This is a genomic window from Rhizobium tibeticum (assembly GCF_900110205.1).
Taxonomy (GTDB): Bacteria; Pseudomonadota; Alphaproteobacteria; order Rhizobiales; family Rhizobiaceae; genus Rhizobium; species Rhizobium tibeticum.
In genome coordinates this window covers 32071-55528 of record NZ_FOCV01000033.1, presented here as the reverse complement: position 1 = coordinate 55528, position 23458 = coordinate 32071, and the positions used below count along the sequence as shown (strand labels likewise).

The window sequence follows — 23458 nt, the reverse complement described above, 5'->3', positions numbered from 1 at the left end:
GAGGAGACCGGATCATGTCTTTGCCCACGCAGATGCGCTTCATCGACCTGCCGAGCTTCGGGGCGCCTGAGGTGATGCGGATTGCCACCGGACCCGTGCCAGTGCCGGGGGAGGGCCAGCTCCTTGTTCGCACCGAGGCGATCGGCGTCAACCGGCCCGACGTCGCACAGCGCCAGGGCATTTATCCGCCGCCGAAGGATGCAAGCCCCGTTCTCGGCCTTGAGATGGCAGGAGAGATCGTCGCCGTCGGCGCGGGCGTTCGTGACTTTGCCGTCGGCGACAAGGCGTGCGGCCTGACCAACGGCGGTGCCTATGCCGAATATTGCCTGCTGCCCGCGGGCCAGGCTCTGCGCTTCCCCAAGGGCTACGACGCGGTCAAGGCTGCGGCGCTTCCGGAGAATTATTTCACGGTCTGGGCAAACATGTTCCAGATGGCCGGGCTGACCGAAGGCGAGAAGGTTCTCGTGCATGGCGGCTCGAGCGGCATTGGAACGACCGCTATCCAGCTTGCGCGGTCCTTCGGCGCAAAGGTCTACGCGACGGCCGGTTCGCAGGAGAAATGCGACGCCTGCGTAAAGCTCGGCGCAAAGCGGGCAATCAACTACAAGACAGAGGATTTTGCAGAGGTCATCAAGGCCGAGACCGGCCACGGTGTCGATATCATCCTGGATATGATCGGGGCTGCCTACTTCGAGCGGAACGTGGCATCGCTTGCAAAAGACGGTTGCCTGTCGATCATCGCCTTCCTTGGCGGGGCGGTCGCCGAGAAGGTCAATCTGGCGCCGATCATGGTCAAACGGCTGACGATCACCGGCTCGACGCTACGCCCGCGCACTGCCGAGGAAAAGCGGGCGATCCGCGACGATCTCCTGTCGCAGGTCTGGCCGCTGCTGGATGCAGGCAAGCTTGCGCCGGTCATCGATACCGTCGTCCCCTTCGAAAACGTTGCCGAGGCGCATCGGCGGATGGAAACGAGTAGTCACATCGGCAAGATCATGCTGCGTCTGTGACCGCTCGCACGTCGCTCACCGGGCCTGCCGTTCGGCGGGTGACGAGAGGGTCAAGGATATTGTGACGGCAAGCAGGCCAGGAAGTGCCATCAGCACGTAGAGCCAGTGTGCGGCCGAAACGGCGCCCGCAACGCCACCGGGATCCACCAGCCCAGTGCTGTTGACAATCACGCCAGCGACGGCGGCGCCGAAGGCGCTGCCGAGGGACTGCACCGTCGAGATCGCCGCCGAGGCCTTGTCCTGTTCGGAGTTGCCGACGAGGCTAAGAACCTTGGTCACCAGATGCGCCCAGCCAAGGCCGACGCCGAAGCCCATCAGGAACATGCCGATGACGGCCGGTCCCAGCACCGCCAGATTGCCGGACTGATTGTCCGTTGCGAGGAAGATCGTCAGGGACGCAACCGCAACCATCTCGATCACGCAACCGGCGACGATTGCGGTGTTGGCACCGCGTCCGGAGAGCGTTGCGCTGAAGAACGCGGCAAAGGTCCAGCCGAGTGCGACAAGGGCGGTCAGATAGCCTGAGACGAGCGGCGTCACGCCGTGCAGCACCTGCAGGAAATAGGGAATGTAGATGTCGCTTGTCAGCACCAGCAGCAGCACGAACATCGTCAGGTAGACGCGCGCCACAGGCTTTGCGAGCATGACGGCGCCGGTCGGCAGAAGACGGTTCTTGCCGCGCCGCTCGACGGTCAGCATCGATACGATCGCAACGATCGATGCGGCAATCAGCAACGCTTTTGAGCTTGCTTCGTCGATCGTTCCGGCAATGCTGACGAGCAGAACGGCCGCAAGCAGCAAGGCAATCTGAAGGATCGGTATCTTGCCATGGGCGCGATCGTCTTCGGCGCGCGGCAGCAGCCAGGGCGCGAGTGCCGCCATCAGCACACAGAGCGGAACCAGCAGCATGAAGGCATGCCGCCATGCGCTGCCTTCGGAAAAGAGGCCTCCGAGGCTTGGGCCGAGCAAGGTCGACACGCCCCAGATGGCCGCATAGAGCGTTGAAGCCTTCTGCCACAGCGGCTCGGGGTAGGCGAAGCGAATGAAAGCGTAGGCAAGTCCGGCAAGAATGCCGGCGCCGAACCCCTGTACCGTACGCCCGGCTAGCACCAGTGGCATCGCCGGGGCCAGCGCACAGATCAGGCTGCCGGCCCCGAACATGAGCGCGCCTGCGACGTAGACACTGCGAAGCCCGATACCGCGCGGACGCATTGCGACGAAGATCGACCCCAGGACCGCCGCGGCGACGAAAAGCGTCGTCATCCATGACAGCAGTTCGAGCCCGCCAATGTCGCGCACGATCGATGGCGCGATTGTCGCCGTGATGTAGGTCTCAACGGCGTAGAGGGTGACGCCGCCCCCGAGCATGAGGGTGGCGGGCAGCAGCGGCGCGGAAAACAGATGAAAGACGGAGGGCCTGTCTGCGGAAATCTCATCAATGCCGGTCATAATTCATGCCTTGTGTGCTTCCAGGGATATGCATTATTTTTGCAAGTTATTATTTGGAAAAAATACATGGCCATGATATTAAAGCAAGTATGAACTTGGAAAACTAGATGAGACAATCCCCGGCCAACCGCATTCTGCTGCTGATCAAGACCGAAGGACCCCAGCTTGCCGCCGCAGTTGCCGCAAGGCTCGGGATTTCCTCGGAGGCTGTCCGTCAGCAATTGACGAAGATGGCGCAGGACGGGCTTGTCGAAGCGGTGAGCGAAGCCGGAGCCGGCCGGGGTCGACCGCGGCAGCTCTGGAGCCTGACGCCTGCCGGCAACCAAACCTTTCCCGATGGTCACGCCGAGCTCACCGCCACGCTCCTGACGACACTGGTCACGCAACTTGGGAAAGCCGCCCTCGATGCGGTCATTTGCGCCCGCGAAGCAGAAACCCTCAGGCGCTACCGCCAGGAAGTCGACGCTCAGGATGTCCAATCCCGTGTGTTGCAGCTCGCGGCCGTGCGCACGCGCGAAGGATACATGGCCGACAGCTGGCATGAGGCCGACGGCTCGCTGCTGCTTGTCGAAAATCATTGCCCGATCTGCGCTGCTGCAAGCGTTTGCGCCGGCTTCTGCCGGTCGGAGCTGGACACCTTTCGAACCGTCCTCGGCGCGAAGGTGGAGCGCGAAGAGCACATTCTGCTTGGGGCCCGTCGTTGCGCCTACCGCATCACGCCGCTTTGACCTGCATCTGCGCGGCCGAAAGGCAATTGCATTATCGGCGCGACTCGCTATGCGTGACGCATCTGCGCAAACGATCAGGACCATGCCATGACCAATCCCGTCACCGTCGAAGTTACTCGAGGCTCGCTCGTTGAAAGCCAGCATCGTGGCACCGTCGTTGCCGTCGATGGCGATGGAAAGGTCGTGTTCTCGATCGGCGATATCGACGCGCCAACGTTCCCGCGTTCGGCATGCAAGGCCATGCAAGCGTTGCCGCTGATGGAAAGTGGCGCGGCGGATGCCTATGGCTTCGGCGACAAGGAATTGGCGCTTGCCTGCTCTTCGCACAATGGCGAGGACGCGCATGTGGCGCTCGCCGCCACCATGCTGGCACGCGCCGGACGCGGTGTCGAAACGCTCGAATGCGGCGCGCATTGGTCCTCGAGCCAAAAGGTGCTGATCCACCAGGCGCGCACGATGGACAAGCCGACGGCACTGCATAACAACTGCTCGGGCAAGCATGCCGGCTTTATCTGCGCTTGCTGCCATCAGGGCATCGACGCGAACGGATATGTTGGCTACGACCATCCGCTGCAGGCCGAAATCCGCGGCGTCATGGAAAGCCTGACCGGCGCCGTGCTCGGCCACGACAATTGTGGCACCGACGGCTGCTCCATTCCGACCTACGCGGTTCCCTTGCGCAGTCTGGCACACGGCTTTGCCAAGATGGCGACCGGCAATGGCCTGGAACCGCTTCGCGCCAAGGCGTCCCGACGGCTTTTCGAGGCCTGCATGGCCGAACCCTTCTATGTTGCCGGAACCGGCCGTGCCTGCACGGCGCTGATGGAGGCAGCACCGGGCCGCATCTTCGCCAAAACGGGCGCTGAGGGTGTCTTCTGTGCAGCCATTCCCGAGCAGGGAATTGCGATCGCCGTCAAATGCGACGACGGCCATTCGCGTGCCTCAGAGGCGATGGTTGCCGCCGCGCTCAGCCGCTTCTTCGGCAAGGACGACCCGATTCGCGCAAGATTGGCCGCCATGGCGACTATCGAGATGCACAATTGGAACGGTATTCATGTTGGCAACATTCGCGCGACGGCTGCGCCGACCGCATAAGCCGTTCCGGAACGGGACAGTCGCACCGCCAGAACAGAAATTGCTAATGTATGTGAAACTACAGCCCACGAGAACGGATGCGGTTTTCGAGGGTTGAGTTACCCTTTGCCCAGTACAGCGAACGCCATGAGGGCAGGATATGTTTGCGGGCCGCTATCTTTGGTGGATGTTGATCGCCATCGCGATCTTTCTCTTCTTCACCATGTGCTTCGACTATGTGACCTGGCTGACGGTCGTTTCCTCGGGTTGCGCCCGGATCGCCGGCTCCTGCGGACCGATCATCGTGACCATGACCGGGTCCATGAAACCGTCGGGCGTCTATCTCGCGGGCGGCATCATTCTCGTCGTTACCCTTGCCCGCATCCACTATCTGTCGATGGGCTGGGTCTGGGGTGTCGTCGTCGCAATCTGGTTCGTTGCATCGGCGCCGTTTCCGCTGCTGCTCGCCAATGGTTGGACCGGCCAGTTGAAGCCGGAGACCGTACTTGAGGGGTTGCCTGTGGCGTTCCTGTTCCTCGTGGTCTTCTGCGTCTATATCGGCTGGTCATTTGAAGACAGTGGCGCGCGGCCGCTTGGCGTGTGGCGGACACTGCGAGCGACCATGTTCCTCTCTGCCGTCTATGGCACCCTGCTGGCGCTGTCGGAGACGCCTGCGGTTGCCACCACTCCCGGTCGTCTCCTCGGTGAGATGCAGCTTTCGACGTCGATCGCCGCGTTGCAGCCCACACTGCATGATGTCCTCGCACTCGGGATGGCCCGCGACACCTTCGCCTATATTGTCGTCGCAATCTTTGTCGCCGGCCTCGCCGCGAGCCTGTTGCCGCAGAACCTCGGGGAACTAAAGGCGCGCCTTATCCAGCCGTTCATGCTTCGAGGATCTCGGCAGTGATGTTGCGATAGGGCTCGATGGCCGCCGCGGCGATGTCCGCGGTGACGATCAGCCCCGACACGCCTGACACCGGTAGAATATGACAAGGAGAGACATGGTCGAACTTCTCTTTCGTCAGCGGCACGTAGGTCTCGGCTGCGCAGGACGCGATGTGCCGCTTGATGGCCGCCTCCTCGAAATCGCCCGTCGACAGCCCGTGTACGGGATGGGCAGCCGTCACGCCGAGAAAGAAGATGTCGGGCCGAAGCTGCGAAATCGCGGCCATGGCAACGGATCCGAGTGAGACCATTGAGTGCTTGTAGAGCTTGCCGCCGATCAGGATCACACTCGCCGTCGGGTGATGTTCTAGCTCCGCGGCGATCGTCGGGCTGTGTGTCGCCACCGAGAACGCGAAGTCGCGCGGCAGTTGCCGGGCGATCTCAGCCGTTGTCGTACCACCGTCCAGAAAGATCAGCTGGCCCGGCTGCACGAGTGAAGCTGCCTTCCTTCCCAGCCGCGCCTTGGCCTCCGACGAGACGCTTCTTCGCGTCGAGAAGTCCGGAAGCTCAGGCGCAACAGGCATTGCCCCGCCGTGGACCCGCTTCAGCAAGCCTTCCGCCGCCATCTCCCTGAGATCGCGACGGATCGTGTCCTCCGACAGCGAAAAGTCTTCGGCGACGCGCTTGGCGATCACTTGGCCGTCTCGGCGAAGAATGTCGAGGATCAACGATTTGCGCTGGCTTGTGAGCATGGTTTCAATCCGATTGTTACACGAATTATCGTGAAATTGCACGAAACGAGTCGACATTCAAGAAATATCGTGCAGTTATTTGACTTCTCGTGCATGAGGCCGGGAGAAATGGAGTTTGAACATGTTGATTTTGATTGCTGGGCCTTACAGGTCCGGGACGGGGGACGATCCCGCAAAAATGGCAGCCAATTTGCAGCGGCTGGAGCAGCCTTCGCATAGGCTGTTTAAGGCCGGTCACGTGCCGATGATCGGGGAATGGGTGGCTCTTCCGGTGTGGAACGCCGCCGGCGGAAAGGCTGTTGGCGATGATCTCTACGACGAGATATTCCACCCCGTTGCCGGTCGCCTGCTGCAGCTTTGCGACGGCGTGCTTCGGCTCGAGGGAGAATCGAAAGGCGCCGACAACGACGTTCGTATCGCACGCGAACGCGGCATCCCGGTCTGGCACCGGGTCGAAGATGTTCCGGGCTGTGCCTGAAGCAGCTTGATTTTAGGAGGCCGGCTTGCCGGCCTCGATCTGTGCGTTTGCAGATAGCCGCGCTATAACGTCAGCATCGAAGGGAGTCGATTATGCTGACATTGTATTTTGCGCCGCACACTTGCGCGCTCGCAAGCCTCATTGCGCTGGAGGAGTCCGGTCTGCCGTTCAAAACCAAGAAACTGAACTTCGCCGAAGCGGAGCAGCGTTCGCCAGAGTATCTCGAAATCAACCCGAAGGGCCGGGTCCCCGCGCTTGGGACAGAACGCGGCATCCTAACCGAAACGCCGGCAATCCTGGCCTATATCGCGCAGCTCGCGCCGGCCGCGCAACTGGCGCCGCTCGATCCTTTCGAGTTCGCCCGCATGCAGGCCTTCAACAATTACATCTGCGCGACCGTGCATGTGAACCACGCGCATGGCCGCCGGGGCAGCCGATGGGCGGACGATCCGACGGCTCACGAAGCGATGAAGGCGAAGGTGCCGCAGACCATGAGCGAGTGCTTCGAGCTTATCGACGAGCGGATGCTGGAGGGCCCGTGGGTCATGGGCGAGTACTACTCGGTCGCCGACCCCTACCTCTTCGTCATGACCGGATGGCTGCGGTCCGATGGCGTCGATCCGATCCGTTTCAGGAAGTCGACGGCGCACTATGCTCAGATGATGGAGCGCCCGGCCGTCCAGCGAGCATTGGAGCGCGAGCAGGCATAACGACCATAGCCGAAGCGCGACTGCGACGATGGTATGGGAGGCGCGTGCAGCGCATGCGCTCACCCCCGGAAACGTGCGGCAAGCTTTTTCGGTGCGCGGAACCGCCAGGCGCCGATCAGCCGTTCTTTCAGTTCCGCGTCGCTGATTGCGCCGGCGCGCAAGGGTAGCGATGGCCAGCCGACATAGTGGTCGGTCTGATAGTAGATCTCGGGCGCCATCTCGATCAGCCGTTCCTTATCGTCGATCGAGACGGAAAGCACGACGGTCTCGTTGTTCTTGACCGCCACAAAGGATTTGCCGCCCACCTTCAGCGCCGGGTTGCCGTAGGACGTGCTTTCTTCCACGCCTGGCAAATTCGCTTCCGCAGAAAGACGCTTGAGGCGCGCATAGATCGTGTCGACGCTGTCGGTCATGGGCTCGCTCGAATGAAACGCTCACACAGACTAGCAGATTTCACAGTCTTACGCGCACCTTGCGAGCGGTTGCCGTTCGGGCTTTGGCGTGCTTGGCTGCGGGCCGAGCGGCAGGTCCGCCAACGCGGTCGGTGACATCCGCGCCAGATCGGGATGGTACAGCGGATCCCGGTTGATATCAGCGCTGTAGGGCGGCTCTATCGTCTCGACGCTAAAGAAAAACTTCAGGATTTGCATGGCGTGCCTCGCTTCCTTCCAGGGTGGCGAACGGAGCATTTGCTCAACACCGGCACATTATCGCGGCCGGCCGGGCACGTTTCAATTGAGATTACCACTCTCTCAGTATAGAAAAACTATATGCGAAACCTGAATTCGGTCCACCTGAACGGATTGCGTGCGCTCGAAGCGGTGGGGCGGCTTGGCTCTCTGCAGGCCGCTGCAGAAGAGCTGGGCGTCTCGATCGGTGCGGTCAGCCAGCAGGTCATCAAGGCCGAAGCGCAGCTCGACCACGTGATTTTCGAACGCACGCCGAAAGGTATGGTCGCGACGGAGGCAGGCGCGCGGTTGCTGGCCGGTCTGACGGAGGGCTTCAATGCCTTGTCACAGGCGGTGGCGACGACACAGCGACGCGACGACGGTATCCTGACAATCTCGGTGGCGCCGGTGTTTGCTGCTCGCTGGCTCGTCTGTCGGCTCGATCGCTTTGCCGAAAGGCATCCCGAAATCAGCCTGCGGATGGATGCCACCACCCGCCTCGTCAATCCGGCGCTGTGCGATGTCGATATCGGCATTCGCGTCGGAAGCGGGCAGTGGCCGGATGTGAAGGCGGAATTGTTGCTTGCGCAGGAGGTCTTTCCCGTCTGCTCGCCAGCGATGGCGGCGCGGTTGCGTGAGCCCGCCGATATCCTCTCGCTTCCGGCGGTGATCGACGGCCGCGCCATGTTCACCTGGGAGGTATGGATGCGCGAGGCTGGCCTTTCGGGTGCCACGCTTGAGACGCGCCACGTCTTCAACGACGCCTCGCTCTGCCTCGATGCGGCAATCGCAGGGCAGGGCGTCATGCTCGCCTGGCAGACTCTGGCGGACTTTTCCCTGCAGCAGGGACAGCTGGTCGCGCCGTTCGCCATCCGCGCCAAAACCGGCTTCGGCCACTATTTCATAACGGCCGAAGGTTCACGCGAGCCCAAGAACGTCAGGGATTTCAAGGCCTGGATCCGTGAGGAAATGGCCGGCACCCTGAAGCTCTTTGCCTGATCAGGCCGGCTCCTCGGAACGCGTCGCTTGCATGGCAATATAGGCCGGCCGAGACTGGCAGCGCTTGATCCAGGCGCTGATATTGGGATGGGCGTCGAACAGCGCCTGTTGCGTCTGCGCGTAGCGAAGCACCTCGGCGATATTGAGATCGGCGGCGGTGAAGCGGTTGCCAACAATGTAATCATTGGTCGCCAGGTGCTTCTCCAGGGTCGCGAATGGCTTCTTCAGCGAGCGCACGGCAACGCTGATCGTCGCCTTGCCGTCGTCGCTGTTCTGCTTCTCATCGTCGTAGACGTAGACGATTCTCACCGAATGCGGTTCCACCTCGGTTGCCGCCCAGATCGTCCACATGGTCATCAAACCGTCTTCCTCGACTGTTTTACCGGAAAGCGGTCCGCCATGCTTGCGCGCGAGATAGAGCGTGATGGCCAGCGACTCGTGCATCACGAGGTCGCCGTCCTTGATGCTCGGGATGAGCGCCATCGGATTGATCGCCAGAAAGTCCGGCGACAGCGTGTTCATCAACGCATCGGCGGCGAGCGGGTTGGCAAGGCGCCGCGCTTGAATGACGCGCACGGACTCGAATTCCAGCCCGAGCTCTTCCGCCATCCAGTAAACGCGCGAGGCGCGCGAGCGATAGACCCCATAGATCGTCAGCATGTCGATGTCCCCCTTGTTCGGCTGGACTCAGGGTAGGAGGCGAAGCGTCACGGCGGAAGCTGCCAAGCCTTATGAACCGATGAAAGCTTTTGATGTATCTCAGGAGGTGCGGTTGCGCTCGACCGTCAGTTGCCCATAGGGCGAGGAACCCGCCGTCGCCAGCTCGCCGGACACCTTCTTGTCCCATTCGAAACCGAGGACTGCACCGTCCGGTGTTTCCTGAAACACGTTGTCGGTGATGACGGCCGTTCCCGCGCCCTTGGCGACCGAGACGGCACAGCCCACAGGCGCCTTGCGGATGATATTGCCGGTCACGACGAGATTGCGCAGATAGGGTCCCCAACCGAGTTGCAGGCCCCACCGCGGCGCACCTTCGATGACGTTGCCGCAGACCAGCGTATCGGCCTCGGCGGCGATGCCGATGCCAAAGCCGACCTCGTGTTCATAGGGGCCTTTCAGGGTCAGGTTGCGCACCACGTTGCCGGTGACGCTTGCCAGCCTGCCGCCCTCGTCGAAATTGGCGATCGAGATGCCGTTCGCCGCGCCATCCACGATGTTGTCGGAGACGACGGCGCCCTGGAACTCGAATTCGACGTAGATCGCCGTCTCGCCCGAGCGCTGGCACTGGTTGCCGGTGATCTGGATGTTGGAGGCCGAGTTGGCGCGGATGGCGGTGAAGGCGCAATCGGAGATGTGGTTGTTTGCCACCATGACATTGTCGGCGCGAAAGATGTTGATGCCATTGCCGTTCTGGCCGGTGCCGCCGGCATTGGCCTTGATCCTGTGGATGCGGTTGCCGTTGACGACACTGTTGTCTTCCGCCTTCTTCCAGCGATGCACGAGAATGCCGCCATTGCCGCAGTCGAAGACCTCGTTGCCGGTGACCGAGAGGGCGTTAGCTTCGACGGCATAGATGCCGGATTGGGCGGCACCCGATATGCGGCTGCGCTCGATCCGTCCGCCGCATCGCTCGAGCTGGACGGCATGCTTGCGGCTGCCACCAATCTCGCAATTGTCGATCAGCACCTCGTCGACGCCGGTAAATTGCAGCAGCGCGCCGGCATAGTCGCCGAGCCAGCGGTTCTGCCCGTCGATGACGATGTCCGACAGTTCGACGCGCTTGATGTTCTCCGCGCTGAAGAGGTGGCCGTCGCCGGTGTAGACGATGCGTGATGCGCCGGGCACGCCTGTTATGCGCGTATTCTCCGGCAGCACGAGATTGGAAACCTTGTAGGTGCCTGGCGGCAGGAAAACCGGGACATTTTCTGCGGCGGCCTGATCGATCATTTTCTGCAGGCTGACGCTTTTGCGATCGGCCGCGCTCGACGTCGTCTTGTACCGGACGGCATCGATCGGTCCGCGCAGATCGCCCTCCCGCGTGGTCGCGAAGCTGCGGAAGGCGATCAGCGTAAGCGCGGATGCTCCCGCAAGACGGAGCAGGTGACGGCGCGAGGAGACTAACGAACTGTTTTCCATTCGCTAAGCTCTGCAGGAAACGTGCCAGCGCACCTGTTTCATTTCGATACAGGCGACAGTTTCGGGAGCACTACTCTTGTCGGAACCTGCACCCCACTGGCCCTTCCGTTCTTTCCCGCTATCTTTGCACGCATGAAACCAGACGCCTTGCTCTATCCCGCCCTCGAGGGGCTCTATTGTCCCGAGGGGGGATTTTATGTGGATCCCGTGCGGCCGGTGGAGCGAGCGCTGATAACCCACGGCCATTCGGACCACGCGCGACCCGGCCACACAAACGTGCTCGCCACGCGACAGACGCTGGACATCATGCAGATCCGCTATGGTGACGGCTTCTGCGCAAGCGAGCAGGCAGCGGCCTTCGGAGAGGAAATCCTGATCAATGGCGTCAGGGTCAGCTTCCATCCTGCCGGCCACGTGCTCGGCTCCGCGCAGATCGCCATCGAAAAGAACGGTACCCGCATCGTTGTCTCAGGCGACTACAAACGACGGGCGGACCCGACGTGCGCTGCCTACGTGCCGGTTCCCTGCGATGTCTTCATCACCGAGGCCACCTTTGGGCTGCCCGTCTTTCATCATCCGGATCCGGTCGATGAGATGGGCAAGCTCCATGCGTCGCTGCGCCAGTTTCCCGAGCGCACGCATCTGATCGGCGCCTATGCGCTTGGCAAGGCACAGCGGGTCATCCGCCTGCTGCGCGATACCGGTTATGACCAGCCGATCTATATCCATGGCGCGATGGAAAGGCTCTGCGACTACTATGTAGGGCAGGGCATTGACCTCGGTGAGCTTCGCCCCGCGACCATCGAAAGCCGTGACAGGTCCGCCTTCAAGGGAGCCGTCGTCGTCGGTCCGTCCTCTGCCTTTGCAGATCGCTGGGCGCGCCGCTTCAATGAACCCCTGCCGGCTTTCGCCTCGGGCTGGATGATGGTGCGTCAGCGCGCCAAACAACAAGGCGTCGAACTGCCGCTCGTCATCTCCGACCATTGTGATTGGCCCGAGCTCACTGAGACAATCACCGATCTGCATCCGGGGGAGGTGTGGGTCACGCATGGCCGTGAGGAAGCCCTGGTGCGCTGGTGCCAGCTGCAGGGCATCAGGGCCCGACCGCTCCACCTGGTCGGCTACGAAGATGAGGCCGATTGATGAAAGCATTCGCCGACCTGCTCGACCGCCTCGTGCTCACTCCCAGCCGCAACGGCAAGCTGAAGCTGCTCACCGACTACTTCCGAAACACCCCGGACCCGGATCGCGGCTACGGTCTTGCCGCCATTGCCGGCACGCTCGAAGTGCGCAACGTCAAGCCAGCCATGCTGCGCGAGTTGGTGCTGGAACGCATGGATGACGTGCTCTTTCGCTATTCTTACGACTATGTCGGCGATCTCGCAGAAACGATTTCCCTGGTGTGGGACAACGAGAAGGACATCGAGCGGTCGCCGCTTGCCCAGCCGCGTCTTGGCGAGGTCGTCACGCAAATGAATGCACTCGGCCGCACCGAGGTACGCAGCTTCGTGCGCGATCTGCTCGACAAGCTGGATACCTCAGGTCGCTTTGCCTTCATCAAGCTCGCGACCGGGGCGCTGCGCATCGGCGTTTCCTCGCGTCTGGCGAAACAGGCGCTCGCCGATCTCGCCAGCCGAGACGTGACGGAAATCGAGACGCTGTGGCATGGCCTTCAGCCGCCCTATGAATCCTTGTTTCGTTGGCTGGAAGGGCAGGGCGACAAGCCGATCCTGGCAACGCCTGCAATCTTCCACTCCGTCATGCTCGCCAATCCGGTCGAGGAGGGGGATCTGGATCAACTTGATCCAGCCGAATATGCCGCGGAATGGAAATGGGACGGCATCCGCGTGCAGCTGTCGCGCTCCGGCGACACGCGCAAGATCTACTCGCGCTCCGGTGACGATATCTCAGGCGCGTTTCCCGATATCCTTGAATCGATCAGCTTCGACGGCGTCGTCGACGGCGAGCTGCTGGTCGGGGGAACGACACGCTCGAACAGCCCGACGCGCACCTTTTCCGATCTGCAGCAACGCCTGAACCGCAAGACGGTGACGACGAAGATGCTCGACGAGTATCCAGCCTTCATTCGTGCCTACGATTTGCTTTTCGATCGAGAGGAGGACGTGCGTGGCCGCTCCTACGTCGATCGCCGTGCGCGTCTTACGGAGGTCATCGATAGCGCGCCGCACGACCGCTTCGACCTCTCCCCTCTGGTGGAATTCTCTTCATGGGACGAACTGGACGAGCTGCGGTCGATGCCGCCGGACCCTGTCATCGAAGGGGTGATGATCAAGCGCCGCGACAGCATCTATCAGGCCGGGCGGCTGAAGGGGCCTTGGTTCAAGTGGAAGCGCAATCCCTACAATGTCGACGCCGTGCTGATGTATGCGCAGCGCGGCCACGGCAAGCGCTCGAGCTATTATTCGGACTTCACCTTTGGTGTGTGGACCGAGACCCCGGAAGGAGAACAGCTGGTCCCCGTCGGCAAGGCCTATTTTGGCTTCACGGATGCCGAACTCGAAGTGCTGGACAAGTTCGTTCGCAACAACACGACGGAGCGCTTTGGCCCTGTGCGGGCCGTCAGAGCGGACAAGGACTTCGGCTTCGTCGTGGAAGTCGCCTTCGAAGGCATCAACCGCTCGACCCGCCACAAGTCGGGCGTGGCAATGCGATTTCCGCGAATCGCGCGCCTGCGTCCCGACAAACCGTCCTACGAGGCGGATCGCCTTCAGACGCTGGTCGCCATGATCGATGCCAAGGGTGAGCAGTAGGCTTTTCTGGAGCAAAACGCCGCAGGGCCACGTTTTTCAACACAACGTGTGTTGGCGACCGCGCGCTTCCGGTGCAATTCTCGAACCGCCGGGAACAATGGAAGTGTGAAATGACGTCAGACGAAGGTAATGCTTTTTTCCGCCACCGCCGCATGGTTCTTGCCGGCCTGGCCGGAGCCCTTGTACTCCCGGGCATTGCAAGTGCATTCGAGGTTCCGCAGGTGCCAAGGCTGATCGATCATGATTATGCCAAGGCCCGCAAGCGCTTCCGCACCAAGCTGCTGCAGAAGGGGCCGGCTCCCGACAAATACGAACCGCTGGATGCGCCTCCTCAGGGCGAGAAGATTCTCTATCGGTCCGGCTATGGCGGCGAATTGGAGCTGGTTGCGTGGGTCTCCAGGTACAAGCGCGGTGGCAAGCCGAAACCCGGCGTTCTCTTCCTGCACGGCGGCAACGCCATGGGCCTTGGCCACTGGGTTCTGCTCAAGGCCTATGTCGATGCCGGCTTCGTGGTGATGATGCCATCGCTGCGTGGCGAAAACGGCCAGATGGGCAATTTCTCGGGTTTCTATGACGAGGTGGATGACGTGCTTTCGGCGGCCGATCGTCTGCGCCATCTTCCGGGCGTCGATGCCGATCGTCTGTTTATCGCCGGCCACAGCATTGGCGGCACGCTGACCATGCTTGCGGCGATGAGCAGCCACAAGTTCCGTGCCGCCGCGCCGATCTCGGGCAATCCGGACGCTTTCCGCTTCTTCAATCGCTACCCGCAGGACATTCGTTTCGACGATAGCAACGCCCACGAGTTCGAGGTCCGCAGCGCGCTCTGCTATGCCAAGAGCTTCAAATGCCCGGTCCGCGTCGTTCATGGCACCGAGGAGGCGCATTTCAACGACCGCGCCGGTCTGCTTGCCAGCCGTGCGCGCTCGGGCGGTGTCCGTATCGAAACGGATACCGTGACCGGCAACCACACGTCGGCGCTGCCGGCGGAGATCGAACAAAGCATACGGTTCTTTCACGGCGTTGCAGCCTGAGTGGTCCGCCTTCAATTGATGCGAGGCTGATGTCGTCACCAGCCTCGCGCCAGCCGCAAGTGCCATCCTTGCCGCAGCTATACGTCTCGCTGTTGTCGATGAGGGTGCTTTATGACTGTTTTCAGCCGGGTGTCACCACTTGCCGGGCTTGCGGCCGCTGCTTTTTGTCTGAGCGGTTGTAATATCCTCATTCCAGATACTGGCGCCACCGATCCCGCCCGTTTCGTGCAGGAGACGTCGCCCGTCTTCTATAATCCGCCTGGCGTCGATCCCATGCGCGTCAAGGCGGTGGATACGCCGGTGCCGCAGAGGCGCGAGATCGAGCCGCCGACGCTGTATAATCAGACCTACGGGCTGTCGGCCACGAGTTATAATCGGACCTACGGCCTGCCGGTCACCAATCCGGTGAATAGCGCCATGTATGGCCAGGTGCGCGACACCGACTTCACTTTGCCGGCGATACCGATCAGCCGCATCGATCCGCAGTATCTGCGGCAGGAAGTCGACTATCCCTCGAACGAGAAGCCGGGCGCGATCATCGTCGATACGAAGAGCAAGCATCTCTACTTTATCGAGCCGGGCGGTAAGGCGATGCGCTACGGCGTCGGGCTCGGCCGCGAAGGCTACGCGTGGTCCGGCCGCGGTCTCATTCAATGGAAGCAGAAATGGCCGCGCTGGACACCGCCGGCCGAAATGGTCTCGCGTCAGCCCGACATACGCGCCTTTTCGGCAGAAAACGGCGGCATGAACCCCGGCCTCGGAAACCCGCTTGGTGCGCGCGCCCTTTATATCTTCAAGGATGGGCAGGATACGCTTTACCGTATCCACGGTACGCCGGATTGGCAGTCGGTCGGAAAAGCCACGTCGTCGGGCTGCGTGCGCATGCTGAACCAGGATGTGGTTGACCTTTACAATCGCGTTCCGGCGAAGGCCGCAATTGTCGTGATGTAGCCGCGCAACAGCGTTTGGGATATCGTGTGTCCGCGGGCGGACACGACTTCGTGAGGTGATGGTTTATTTAGCACAAGCGGATAGATTTCTTGTGCGTCACCGGCGTTGACCCACCCTCCGCGAAGGGCGTTCGTCCTTCCAGCGCAACAGGAAACCAGACCCGCGTTATGAGCTTTGAAAAATCCCTTTCCCGCCGCAGCTTCCTTTCGCTTTCGGCAATGACCGCAGCTTCAGCGCTGACCGGGTGTGCATCCACCGCCGGGCCGTCTCCGATGGCTCAGCCGGTCGTCATGCGCAATCCGATCAACATGTTCCAGGCGCCGCAGACGCCGGGTGATGCCGAGCTGGCGGTCATGTACGGTCCGATCGAGGATGGTGGCTTTCTCATTCCGGCCGTGCCCTACCAGCAGATCGATCCGCGCTTCTATCGCCAGCAGGTCGTCGATCCGACCGGCCAGGCGCCCGGCACGATCGTCGTCGATACCCCCTCGCGTTTTCTCTACCTGGTGCAGCCCGGCGGCACGGCGATGCGCTATGGCGTCGGCATCGGCCGCGAAGGCTTCGCATGGCAGGGCTCGGGCGTCATCCAGTGGCGTCAGAGATGGCCGCGCTGGAAGCCGCCGAACGAGATGGTCGCGCGTCAGCCAGAGCTTGCCAAGTATTCGATCGAAAATGGCGGCATGGAGCCGGGCCTGAAGAACCCGCTTGGTGCACGCGCACTCTACATTTTCTCGAGTGGCGAAGACACGCTCTACCGCCTGCATGGCAACCCGGAATGGCGCTCGATCGGCAAGGCGGTGTCGTCTGGCTGCGTGCGCCTGCTGAACCAGGACATCATCGATCTCTATGACCGCGTGCCGAACAAGGCGCCGGTCGTCGTTCTGCAGTAATCCGCGCAGGTGCGGCCGGCCGATTGGCTGGCCGCATTCATTGCCGATGTTCGGCGAGCTGGAATTCGGTGGGCGGCGACAGTTCCCTGATCAGCTTCTTGCGGATCGCTGCTGAATAGTCTGCAAAACGCCTGACTTCGATCACGAACGCGTCGTCGCCGAGGATGACGCGTCGTTCGTAGTAGCCGGGAAGATCGGGTTCCTCGTCGGAAATGACCAGTCCATTGACCGTTGTGCCCGTCTTCATGGCGCGCTGGCGCGCCTGATAGAGAGATGGCGTCGGCCGTCGTTTCGGCGCAATCGTCTCCTTGCCATCGCCCGAGACGTTGATGATGGTTTTGGCGGCGCAGAAGCGTGGATCGGATAGCATGTCGAGCGCGGACCATATGCCGTTGCCGATATCGGTGTTGCCAAAGACTTTGCGCCGGTTGGCCTCCATCGCCAGCGCGAAGGGCTCGGCGCCGTTGCCGCTCTCTATGACGAACCATTCGAGTTTCTGGGTGGAGAACTCGCCGTCGCCCCAGAAGACCGCCGATACGGCGACGACGCCGGCATTTCTCAAGGCCGCCAGGACGTCATCGTCGCGGAAGGCCGCGGCGATGGCAGACTTCTGAAACTTGTATTCGTCGTCGGTGATGCTGCCGGATCCGTCGACGGCGAGAACAAGTGCGATATCGGCGCAGGCCGAGGATTGAGAGGCTGCCATCGTCCAAACCAATGCCACAGCCAAACCGATCAGCTTCTTCAGCATCGCCACATCATCCCCTCGCTCACCGCCCCGTGAAATTGACTATGACAAACGGCCGCTTTCCTGCTGTTATAGGGATGTTAAGGCGATCGCTAAAATAAGGCTCTGAGGGGAGCTCGATGGGGTTCACGCTGCGCCTGCTTGGTCGATTCCAGATGCTTTCGCCCACAGGCGAGAGCATTGCGATCGCCTCGCGCAAACATCAGGCGCTGATCGCGATGCTCGCGCTCTCGAACGGAAAGCCGATCGCGCGATCGAAACTGGCCGGCATGCTGTGGGCCGAGCGGACGGAAGAGCATGCCCGTAACAGCCTCCGCCAGGCGTTCTTCACGATCCGTCAGGCCGTCGACGGCCACGGCGTGTCACCTCTCGTCTTCGACAGCGGCTGCGGTTGGACGAGAAGCGATGCCATTGTCACCGATATCCAGGCTCTTACTGAATGCGCAAGGGCAGGGTGTCTGCCACCGTCGCTTGATGCTTTCGAGGGGGAATTTCTCGAGGGGCTGAGCTTCAACGACGAGACGTTGGAAGCATGGCTTCGCATGGAGCGCGGCCGACACCGCGATTTACTGGTCGATTGCCTTGCGAGCCTGGCCGCCGGATTGGAGAAGGCGGGCAACCTGGAGCAGGCGCTTCTCGCTGCACAATACCTTTTACGGCACGATCCCTACCACGAACCATCTCACCGGACGATCCTGCGCCATCACCGGGCGCGCGGCGAGCGCGCTCGCGCCATCAAGCACTACGAGAGCCTGAAAGCATTGCTGGAGGCCAATCTGAGTGTTGCGCCTGATCCGGAGACGCAGCAACTCATTGGTCAAATTCGCGGGCAGCAGGAGCCGCCGGCGCAGGTGGATTTGACCAATGGCAAGCCTAGGATCGCCATTCTACCGATCAGGAGCCTGTCACATGAACGAGGCGACAGTCTGGTCGCCGAGTCCCTGACGCGTAAACTGATCGGAGAACTCGGCCTGTTCTCGCCGCTCTCAGTGGTTGCCGCCGCGACGATGTTTGCCTTGAATGCGAGGCACGAGACCGTGGAAGAAATCGGCAAGCGGGTTGGTGCCGACTACATCCTGGAAACCGCGGTTCAGGGCCACGAGGAAGGTGGCTGGGCGCTGGTGCAACTCGTGTTGGTGCAAAGCGGGACACAGATATGGAGCCGCAAATATCCCGGCGAAAGCGCGGGTTCGGACCTCGGTGAGGACCGGCTCGTCCGCAAGATCAGCGGTAACCTCTATCATGTTCTGATGAAGCACGCGGCAGCCCGTTCGGCGATGGAGCCGGAAGGTGGGATCGGCACCGAGAAGCTGTACCTGCAGGTGTTCAACCACGTCGAGCGGCCGACATTGAAGGGGATGATCCGCGCCCGGCGTCTGTGCGAGCGGCTCCTGGCCATCGATCCCAATCACGTTCTGGTCCGCGAGAGCCTTGCCTGGATAAACTTCCACTCCTGCTTCAACGGCTGGCTCGACGATCCGGTGCATGGTTTCAGGCAGGCCCGCGATATCGTGCGGGCCGGACTAGGGCTAGACGATCGCGAGCCCTATCTGCTGAGCGCCTTTGGCCTTGCCGAAACGTATCTCGGAAACGCTCGAGCCGGCCTGGACGCACTGAAAAGGGCCGTCGACCTCAATCCGAACGACGCCGAGTTCCATACATGGCTCGGCATCGGCCTGACCTTTGCAGGTCGGATCGGCGATGCGCATATGGCGTTCGATCAGGCCGATCAGATCAGTCCGGACTATCATCCGATCTTCCTCTTTCGGGGCGACGCTCATTTCGTCTCTGGGAACTATGAGGAGGCGGTTGCCTGCCTGGACCGTTTCCTGATCGTGCTGCCGGAATATCATTGGGCGCGGCTGCTGCGAGCGGCGTCATACGAGGCGCTCGGCAAAGACGTGACGGCGCGGCTCGACGTGGCGTATGTCAGGGAGAACACGCTTCTGTTGAATGGCCGATATCTCGAACAATTACTTCAGGCTCGCGCCCTGTCGTTCCGGCAAAATCTGTGGCTGAGGCTTGAGGCCGCAGGGCTGCCCTGGGCGAAATGAGGCGCTGACGCTGGTTGCCTTCTGCTCACACCGCCGACATCAGGTTAGACCGCAACCCTTTCAGCATCTCGCGTATTGTCGCCATTTCCTGGAGCGTGCAGCCTGCAGCCTGGCCGATCGCGGCCATGATCCTATCGACCTCGCTCCTCATCATGCGGCCTTTCTCGGTCAGCGACACGATGACCTGCCGCTCGTCGCGGGAATCGCGGGTGCGCTTGATCAGGCCATTCTGCTCCAGGCGCTTGAGCAGCGGCGAGAGTGTGCCCGAATCGAGATCGAGCTGCTCGCCGATCGCTTTCACCGGCTGCTCTGACTTTTCCCACAGCGCCAGCATGACGAGATATTGCGGGTAGGTGAGGCCGACCTTGTCCAGGATCGGCTTGTAGGCGCGGGTGAAGGCATGCGCCGTCGAGTAGACCGCAAAGCAGAGCTGGTTTTCCAGCCGTCTTTCCTCTTCCGGAATTTCCATCGTGTTTGCCAGATGCGCTTTCATTGTCGTTGTCCTCGAGGCGCGATTGTCCTCTTTTCGAATTCCAAATGCAATTTGCAAAATTAACTTGCGTACAATTTAATTGCGCATTAAACAAAATCCAACCCCAACGCAAAGGAGACTGACATGCCTATCCTCTACACGACCAAAGCTTCTGCCACCGGTGGCCGCGCAGGCCGCGCCGTTTCCGAAAACGGCGTTCTCGATGTCACGCTGACGGTTCCGAAAGAACTCGGCGGCGATGGCGCGACCGGCACCAACCCTGAGCAGCTCTTTGCGGCCGGCTATTCAGCCTGCTTCCTCGGTGCCTTGAAATTTGTCGCCGGCAAGGAAAAGGTCAAGATTCCGGAAGAAACCACGGTCAGCGCCACCGTCGGCATCGGCCCGCGCGAAGACGGCACAGGCTTCGGCATCGAAGTCGCCCTGACGGTCAACATTCCCGGCCTTGATAAGCCGACCGCCGAAAAACTTGCCGCGGCGGCTCACATCGTGTGCCCCTATAGCCATGCCATGCGCACGTCGACCGAAGTTCCGGTTACCGTTGCTTGACCAAAGCAAAAAAGAGCGTCGTGCATCGCGGCGCTCTTTTCATCTGAAATAAATTCGCTATATTCTTTCTAGTGAAAGGAGTATGGCATGGCAGTAGCACATCCGATCTCCGGCGCCCGGTCCCCCGAGGCTGCCGTGATCACCAAAGCGGCCGTCAATGCCGCCGACCATCTTGGCCTCAACGCCCGAACGCTTTCGGCGGTGCTCGGTGTTTCCGAAGCAACCATCTCGCGCATGAAGCGGCAGGATTATCTGCTCGAGCGCGGCTCGAAGTCCTTTGAACTCGCCATCCTGCTCGTGCGTCTGTTTCGTTCGCTCGATGCGATCGTCGGCGGCGATGAGGCGGTCGCCCGGCAATGGTTGCGCAACGCCAATACCGCCCTCGGCGCCAAGCCGCTCGAAAAGATCGTCAGCATCTCCGGATTGACCGATGTCCTTGCCTATCTGGACGCCCGCCGCGCTATCGTCTGAAAAGCGGGCGATCTCGGGCAGGTTCTGGCGTCTGGTCGAGGCGCAGCACCAGATTTCGACGCTGAAGCTTGTCGATACGCTCGACGAGCAGGCGCTGCTCGAAACCCTGCTCGAAGAAAGCAAGCCGGCATTGCCGCCGGAGTGCATCGGGCTGGACTATCTGCTGGCCACTCCGTTCCGCTATGGGGCGGTCTACCCGCATGGCTCGCGCTTTCGCCGGGCAGGGCGAACGCTCGGCGTCTTCTACGCCTCCGAGCGGGTGGAAACCGCGCTCGCCGAAATGGCCTTCTACCGGTTGCTGTTCTATGCCGAGTCGCCGGCGACATCGCTTCCTGCCAATGCCGCCGAGTACACGGCCTTTGCTGCAGCGATCGCCACTGCGTCCGCAATTGACCTGACCCGTGCGCCTCTCGATGCCGACCGTATCATATGGACCGATCTCCAGAACTATGCACCGTGCCAGGCTTTGGCCGACGATGCCCGCGAAGCGGGCTGCCAGGCGATCCTCTACGAATCCGTGCGGGACCCGCGGCGCGGCCGCAACATCGCGCTTTTGACCGCCGCGGCATTTGCTGCCCGCGAGCCCGTCGAACGCCAGACATGGAGGATCCGGTTTTCGGGGATCGGTGTCCAGGCGCTTTGCGATTTCCCGAAGGTCAGGATTGGGTTTTCGATCGAGGATTTCGCCAGGGATCCGCGAATAGCGCGCGGCTAAATGCATGCCGCACAAAGTGTTCAGCGGTCTTGCGGCAACGATATGCATGAAAAACAATAGTCAAAGCCGTTGACGCGGACCGCTCGCGTGTGGCCGCCTTTTAGGCGAGGGCCTGCAGGTCGCGGCGCAGCCGCTCCGGATCGCCGTCCGGTAAAGCCGCCTCAATACTGGCGTGGGTGCTTTCCCAGATCGGCAGTGCGGCGACGAGCACTGCCTTGCCCTCCGGTGTCAGGCTTAGCAGACGCCGGCGCTTGTCTTTCGCATTCTGCGTTACATTTACCCAACCACGGCGCTGCAATGGCTTGAGCGCTGCCGTCAACGTGGTCTGGTCCATCGCAAGCAGGGTCGCGACCGGTCCCATCGGCGGCGGCTCTGGCCGATTCAGCGACATCATCAGCGAGAACTGGCCGTTGGTGAGCCCGACAGGGCGAAGGGCATCGTCGAATAGCCGCGCAAGTGCGCGCGCCGCCCGCTGTACATGCAGGCACAGGCACGTGTCGCGTACCAGAAGCGTCGTCGAAAAAGGAATCTCTACCGCGTTTGACATCCTCAATTTATATTGATATCAATGTAAGTAGTCAAGGAAAAGAAGCATGGACCGCCACGTCTCGGTCGCGCCGGAGGAGGGCGCACGTGATGCAGAACCAAGTGGTTTCCCGTGAAGAATGGCTGGAGGCGCGCCGCGCGCTGCTTCTCAAGGAGAAGGAAGCAACGCATTTGAGGGAGAAGGTCAACGCCGAGCGCATGGCCTTGCCCTGGGTCAAAGTCGATAAGAACTACGTCTTTGATACGCCGCAGGGAAAGAAAAGCCTTGCTGAACTCTTCGATGGCCGCAGCCAGCTCTTGATCTATCACTTCATGCTAGGGCCCGATTGGGAGGCCGGCTGCCCCGGATGCTCGTTCCTGTCCGATCATGTCGACGGAACGCTGCCGCATCTCGACCATCACGACGTCACCTGGGTCGCCGTTTCGCGGGCGCCGCTCGAAAAGATCGAGGCCTACAAGAAACGCATGGGCTGGAAATTCCCGTGGGTTTCCTCCTTCGATAACCGCTTCAACTTCGATTACCACGTGTCCTTCAGCCCGGAAGATTTGGCCAAGGACAAGGTCTTCTACAATTTCGAGGCAATCGAGCCCGCCAACGCCAATGATGAGCTTCCGGGCCTCAGTGCGTTCTACAAGAATGAGAATGGTGAGGTCTTCCATACTTATTCAACTTATGCCCGCGGCCTTGAAGAGGCTGTTGGCACCTTGATGATCCTCGATCGCGCGCCAAAGGGCCGCAACGAGGACAGCACGATGGACTTCGTCAAACGCCACGACGAATACGAACCGGCCAAGAGCGCGCCATCCAGCTGTCACTGATATCTGCGACCATCATCCAAGGGAGAAGGACGATGCAGCAAGCGAAAGTGTTGAAGGAGCATGAATTCCTCGAGGACCTCGTCGGCGTCTGGGACGTCAGCGCGCCTGAAATGACGGGGCAGGAGTCGTGGACGGAGATCGTCCGTTCGCTGCACGGCATCTGGTTCGTTGCCGAAGGTTCCGGCCAGATGCCGGGTGGCGGGGCCGCCACCACGGTTTTGACGCTGGGCTACAGCGCCGACAAGGGCAAATACGTCGGCACTTGGATCGGCACGATGATGGACCATATGTGGGTCTATGAGGGCGAGGTCTCCGACGACGGCAAGGTTTTGAACCTCTATACGACAGGCCCCGATTTCAGCGACGCGAACAAGCTCGCCGACTACCGCGAGCAGATCATCTTTCACGATCGCGACCACCGCACGTTCAACTCCGCTGCCAAGCAACCGGACGGCAGCTGGAAGCAGTTCATGGAAGCGCACTACACGCGCAAGCCGTGATCGCGAGCGAAACTCGACCGGTACTCAT

27 protein-coding genes are annotated in these 23458 nt (G+C 61.4%); 18 read left to right on the top strand and 9 right to left on the bottom strand.

The window, feature by feature from the left end; all coding sequences use genetic code 11:
• The first annotated feature begins 14 nt into the window (after window positions 1-14).
• Entirely contained in the window at window positions 15-1010 is a 996-nt protein-coding gene (locus BSG20_RS27405; protein WP_072380399.1) for an NAD(P)H-quinone oxidoreductase, read from the top strand.
• A 15-nt stretch (window positions 1011-1025) separates the two neighbouring features.
• Here the strand turns inward: BSG20_RS27405 and BSG20_RS27400 are convergent, their stop codons facing one another.
• Window positions 1026-2459 carry an MFS transporter gene (locus tag BSG20_RS27400; protein ID WP_072380397.1) on the bottom strand — a complete coding sequence of 478 codons (1434 nt, stop codon included), beginning with the start codon at window positions 2457-2459 and terminating at the stop codon, window positions 1026-1028.
• A gap of 107 nt (window positions 2460-2566) precedes the next feature.
• On the opposite strand from BSG20_RS27400, the gene BSG20_RS27395 reads away from it, so the two are divergent.
• The 3 genes from BSG20_RS27395 (at window position 2567) to BSG20_RS27385 (ending at window position 5171) form a co-directional block, all read left to right on the top strand.
• Window positions 2567-3187: a helix-turn-helix transcriptional regulator gene (locus tag BSG20_RS27395; RefSeq protein WP_072380395.1), complete on the top strand. Its 621-nt coding sequence runs from the start codon at window positions 2567-2569 to the stop codon at window positions 3185-3187.
• Between the two features lie 87 nt (window positions 3188-3274).
• Window positions 3275-4282 carry an asparaginase gene (locus BSG20_RS27390; protein ID WP_072380393.1) on the top strand — a complete coding sequence of 336 codons (1008 nt, stop codon included), beginning with the start codon at window positions 3275-3277 and terminating at the stop codon, window positions 4280-4282.
• A 139-nt stretch (window positions 4283-4421) separates the two neighbouring features.
• Window positions 4422-5171, top strand: a complete 750-nt coding sequence (locus BSG20_RS27385) for a hypothetical protein (protein ID WP_072380391.1) — start codon at window positions 4422-4424, stop codon at window positions 5169-5171.
• On the opposite strand, the gene BSG20_RS27380 is transcribed toward BSG20_RS27385, so the two are convergent.
• Window positions 5146-5901, bottom strand: coding sequence for a DeoR/GlpR family DNA-binding transcription regulator (locus tag BSG20_RS27380; RefSeq protein WP_072380389.1), 756 nt, complete (start codon window positions 5899-5901; stop codon window positions 5146-5148). The two genes, BSG20_RS27385 and BSG20_RS27380, sit on opposite strands and share 26 nt — an antisense overlap.
• 121 nt (window positions 5902-6022) lie before the next feature.
• Between BSG20_RS27380 and BSG20_RS27375 the strand changes: the two genes are divergently transcribed.
• Window positions 6023-6379, top strand: coding sequence for a DUF4406 domain-containing protein (locus BSG20_RS27375; protein ID WP_072380387.1), 357 nt, complete (start codon window positions 6023-6025; stop codon window positions 6377-6379).
• 92 nt (window positions 6380-6471) lie between these two features.
• On the top strand, window positions 6472-7089 hold the full coding sequence (locus BSG20_RS27370; protein ID WP_024317990.1) for a glutathione S-transferase family protein: 618 nt from the start codon (window positions 6472-6474) through the stop codon (window positions 7087-7089).
• Between the two features lie 59 nt (window positions 7090-7148).
• On the opposite strand, the gene BSG20_RS27365 is transcribed toward BSG20_RS27370, so the two are convergent.
• The gene (locus BSG20_RS27365; protein ID WP_072380385.1) at window positions 7149-7502 is read right to left on the bottom strand and encodes an MmcQ/YjbR family DNA-binding protein; all 354 of its coding nucleotides are present in this window, start codon (window positions 7500-7502) and stop codon (window positions 7149-7151) included.
• Window positions 7503-7550: 48 nt separating this feature from the next.
• A complete protein-coding gene (locus BSG20_RS27360; protein WP_072380383.1) occupies window positions 7551-7739 on the bottom strand; it encodes a hypothetical protein in 189 nt (62 codons plus the stop codon).
• Window positions 7740-7859: 120 nt separating this feature from the next.
• Between BSG20_RS27360 and BSG20_RS27355 the strand changes: the two genes are divergently transcribed.
• Complete coding sequence (locus BSG20_RS27355; RefSeq protein ID WP_072380381.1) at window positions 7860-8756, top strand: LysR substrate-binding domain-containing protein; 897 nt, start codon at window positions 7860-7862, stop codon at window positions 8754-8756.
• Here the strand turns inward: BSG20_RS27355 and BSG20_RS27350 are convergent, their stop codons facing one another.
• Window positions 8757-9416, bottom strand: a complete 660-nt coding sequence (locus BSG20_RS27350) for a glutathione S-transferase family protein (protein ID WP_072380379.1) — start codon at window positions 9414-9416, stop codon at window positions 8757-8759. It lies immediately after the preceding gene.
• A gap of 99 nt (window positions 9417-9515) precedes the next feature.
• Window positions 9516-10892, bottom strand: a complete 1377-nt coding sequence (locus BSG20_RS27345; protein WP_072380377.1) for a TIGR03808 family TAT-translocated repetitive protein — start codon at window positions 10890-10892, stop codon at window positions 9516-9518.
• A 132-nt stretch (window positions 10893-11024) separates the two neighbouring features.
• Between BSG20_RS27345 and BSG20_RS27340 the strand changes: the two genes are divergently transcribed.
• The 5 genes from BSG20_RS27340 (at window position 11025) to BSG20_RS27320 (ending at window position 16538) form a co-directional block, all read left to right on the top strand.
• Complete coding sequence (locus BSG20_RS27340) at window positions 11025-12035, top strand: ligase-associated DNA damage response exonuclease (RefSeq protein WP_072380437.1); 1011 nt, start codon at window positions 11025-11027, stop codon at window positions 12033-12035.
• Window positions 12035-13663 (top strand): cisplatin damage response ATP-dependent DNA ligase, encoded by a 1629-nt coding sequence (locus tag BSG20_RS27335; RefSeq protein ID WP_072380375.1) that lies wholly within the window; start codon window positions 12035-12037, stop codon window positions 13661-13663. Before BSG20_RS27340 ends, BSG20_RS27335 begins: the two co-directional genes overlap by 1 nt.
• A gap of 110 nt (window positions 13664-13773) precedes the next feature.
• On the top strand, window positions 13774-14697 hold the full coding sequence (locus BSG20_RS27330; RefSeq protein WP_072380373.1) for an alpha/beta hydrolase family protein: 924 nt from the start codon (window positions 13774-13776) through the stop codon (window positions 14695-14697).
• A gap of 111 nt (window positions 14698-14808) precedes the next feature.
• A complete protein-coding gene (locus BSG20_RS27325) occupies window positions 14809-15648 on the top strand; it encodes a L,D-transpeptidase (RefSeq protein ID WP_072380371.1) in 840 nt (279 codons plus the stop codon).
• Between the two features lie 167 nt (window positions 15649-15815).
• Window positions 15816-16538 (top strand): L,D-transpeptidase, encoded by a 723-nt coding sequence (locus BSG20_RS27320; RefSeq protein WP_072380369.1) that lies wholly within the window; start codon window positions 15816-15818, stop codon window positions 16536-16538.
• A 37-nt stretch (window positions 16539-16575) separates the two neighbouring features.
• Here BSG20_RS27320 and BSG20_RS27315 read toward each other — a convergent pair whose 3' ends face one another.
• A complete protein-coding gene (locus tag BSG20_RS27315; RefSeq protein WP_072380367.1) occupies window positions 16576-17289 on the bottom strand; it encodes a DUF1194 domain-containing protein in 714 nt (237 codons plus the stop codon).
• Between the two features lie 116 nt (window positions 17290-17405).
• Between BSG20_RS27315 and BSG20_RS27310 the strand changes: the two genes are divergently transcribed.
• On the top strand, window positions 17406-19340 hold the full coding sequence (locus BSG20_RS27310; protein WP_072380365.1) for a BTAD domain-containing putative transcriptional regulator: 1935 nt from the start codon (window positions 17406-17408) through the stop codon (window positions 19338-19340).
• Between the two features lie 25 nt (window positions 19341-19365).
• Here the strand turns inward: BSG20_RS27310 and BSG20_RS27305 are convergent, their stop codons facing one another.
• Window positions 19366-19833, bottom strand: a complete 468-nt coding sequence (locus tag BSG20_RS27305) for a MarR family winged helix-turn-helix transcriptional regulator (protein WP_072380363.1) — start codon at window positions 19831-19833, stop codon at window positions 19366-19368.
• 123 nt (window positions 19834-19956) lie between these two features.
• On the opposite strand from BSG20_RS27305, the gene BSG20_RS27300 reads away from it, so the two are divergent.
• The 3 genes from BSG20_RS27300 (at window position 19957) to BSG20_RS27290 (ending at window position 21565) form a co-directional block, all read left to right on the top strand.
• Entirely contained in the window at window positions 19957-20379 is a 423-nt protein-coding gene (locus BSG20_RS27300) for an organic hydroperoxide resistance protein (RefSeq protein WP_007791565.1), read from the top strand.
• Between the two features lie 87 nt (window positions 20380-20466).
• Window positions 20467-20850, top strand: coding sequence for an antitoxin Xre-like helix-turn-helix domain-containing protein (locus tag BSG20_RS27295; RefSeq protein WP_072380361.1), 384 nt, complete (start codon window positions 20467-20469; stop codon window positions 20848-20850).
• A complete protein-coding gene (locus tag BSG20_RS27290) occupies window positions 20810-21565 on the top strand; it encodes an RES family NAD+ phosphorylase (RefSeq protein ID WP_072380359.1) in 756 nt (251 codons plus the stop codon). Before BSG20_RS27295 ends, BSG20_RS27290 begins: the two co-directional genes overlap by 41 nt.
• Before the next feature lie 100 nt (window positions 21566-21665).
• Here the strand turns inward: BSG20_RS27290 and BSG20_RS27285 are convergent, their stop codons facing one another.
• Window positions 21666-22112 (bottom strand): MarR family winged helix-turn-helix transcriptional regulator, encoded by a 447-nt coding sequence (locus BSG20_RS27285; RefSeq protein WP_072380357.1) that lies wholly within the window; start codon window positions 22110-22112, stop codon window positions 21666-21668.
• A gap of 89 nt (window positions 22113-22201) precedes the next feature.
• Between BSG20_RS27285 and BSG20_RS27280 the strand changes: the two genes are divergently transcribed.
• Window positions 22202-22930, top strand: a complete 729-nt coding sequence (locus BSG20_RS27280; RefSeq protein WP_072380355.1) for a DUF899 domain-containing protein — start codon at window positions 22202-22204, stop codon at window positions 22928-22930.
• A gap of 32 nt (window positions 22931-22962) precedes the next feature.
• Complete coding sequence (locus tag BSG20_RS27275) at window positions 22963-23430, top strand: DUF1579 domain-containing protein (protein WP_072380354.1); 468 nt, start codon at window positions 22963-22965, stop codon at window positions 23428-23430.
• Window positions 23431-23458 lie beyond the last annotated feature (28 nt).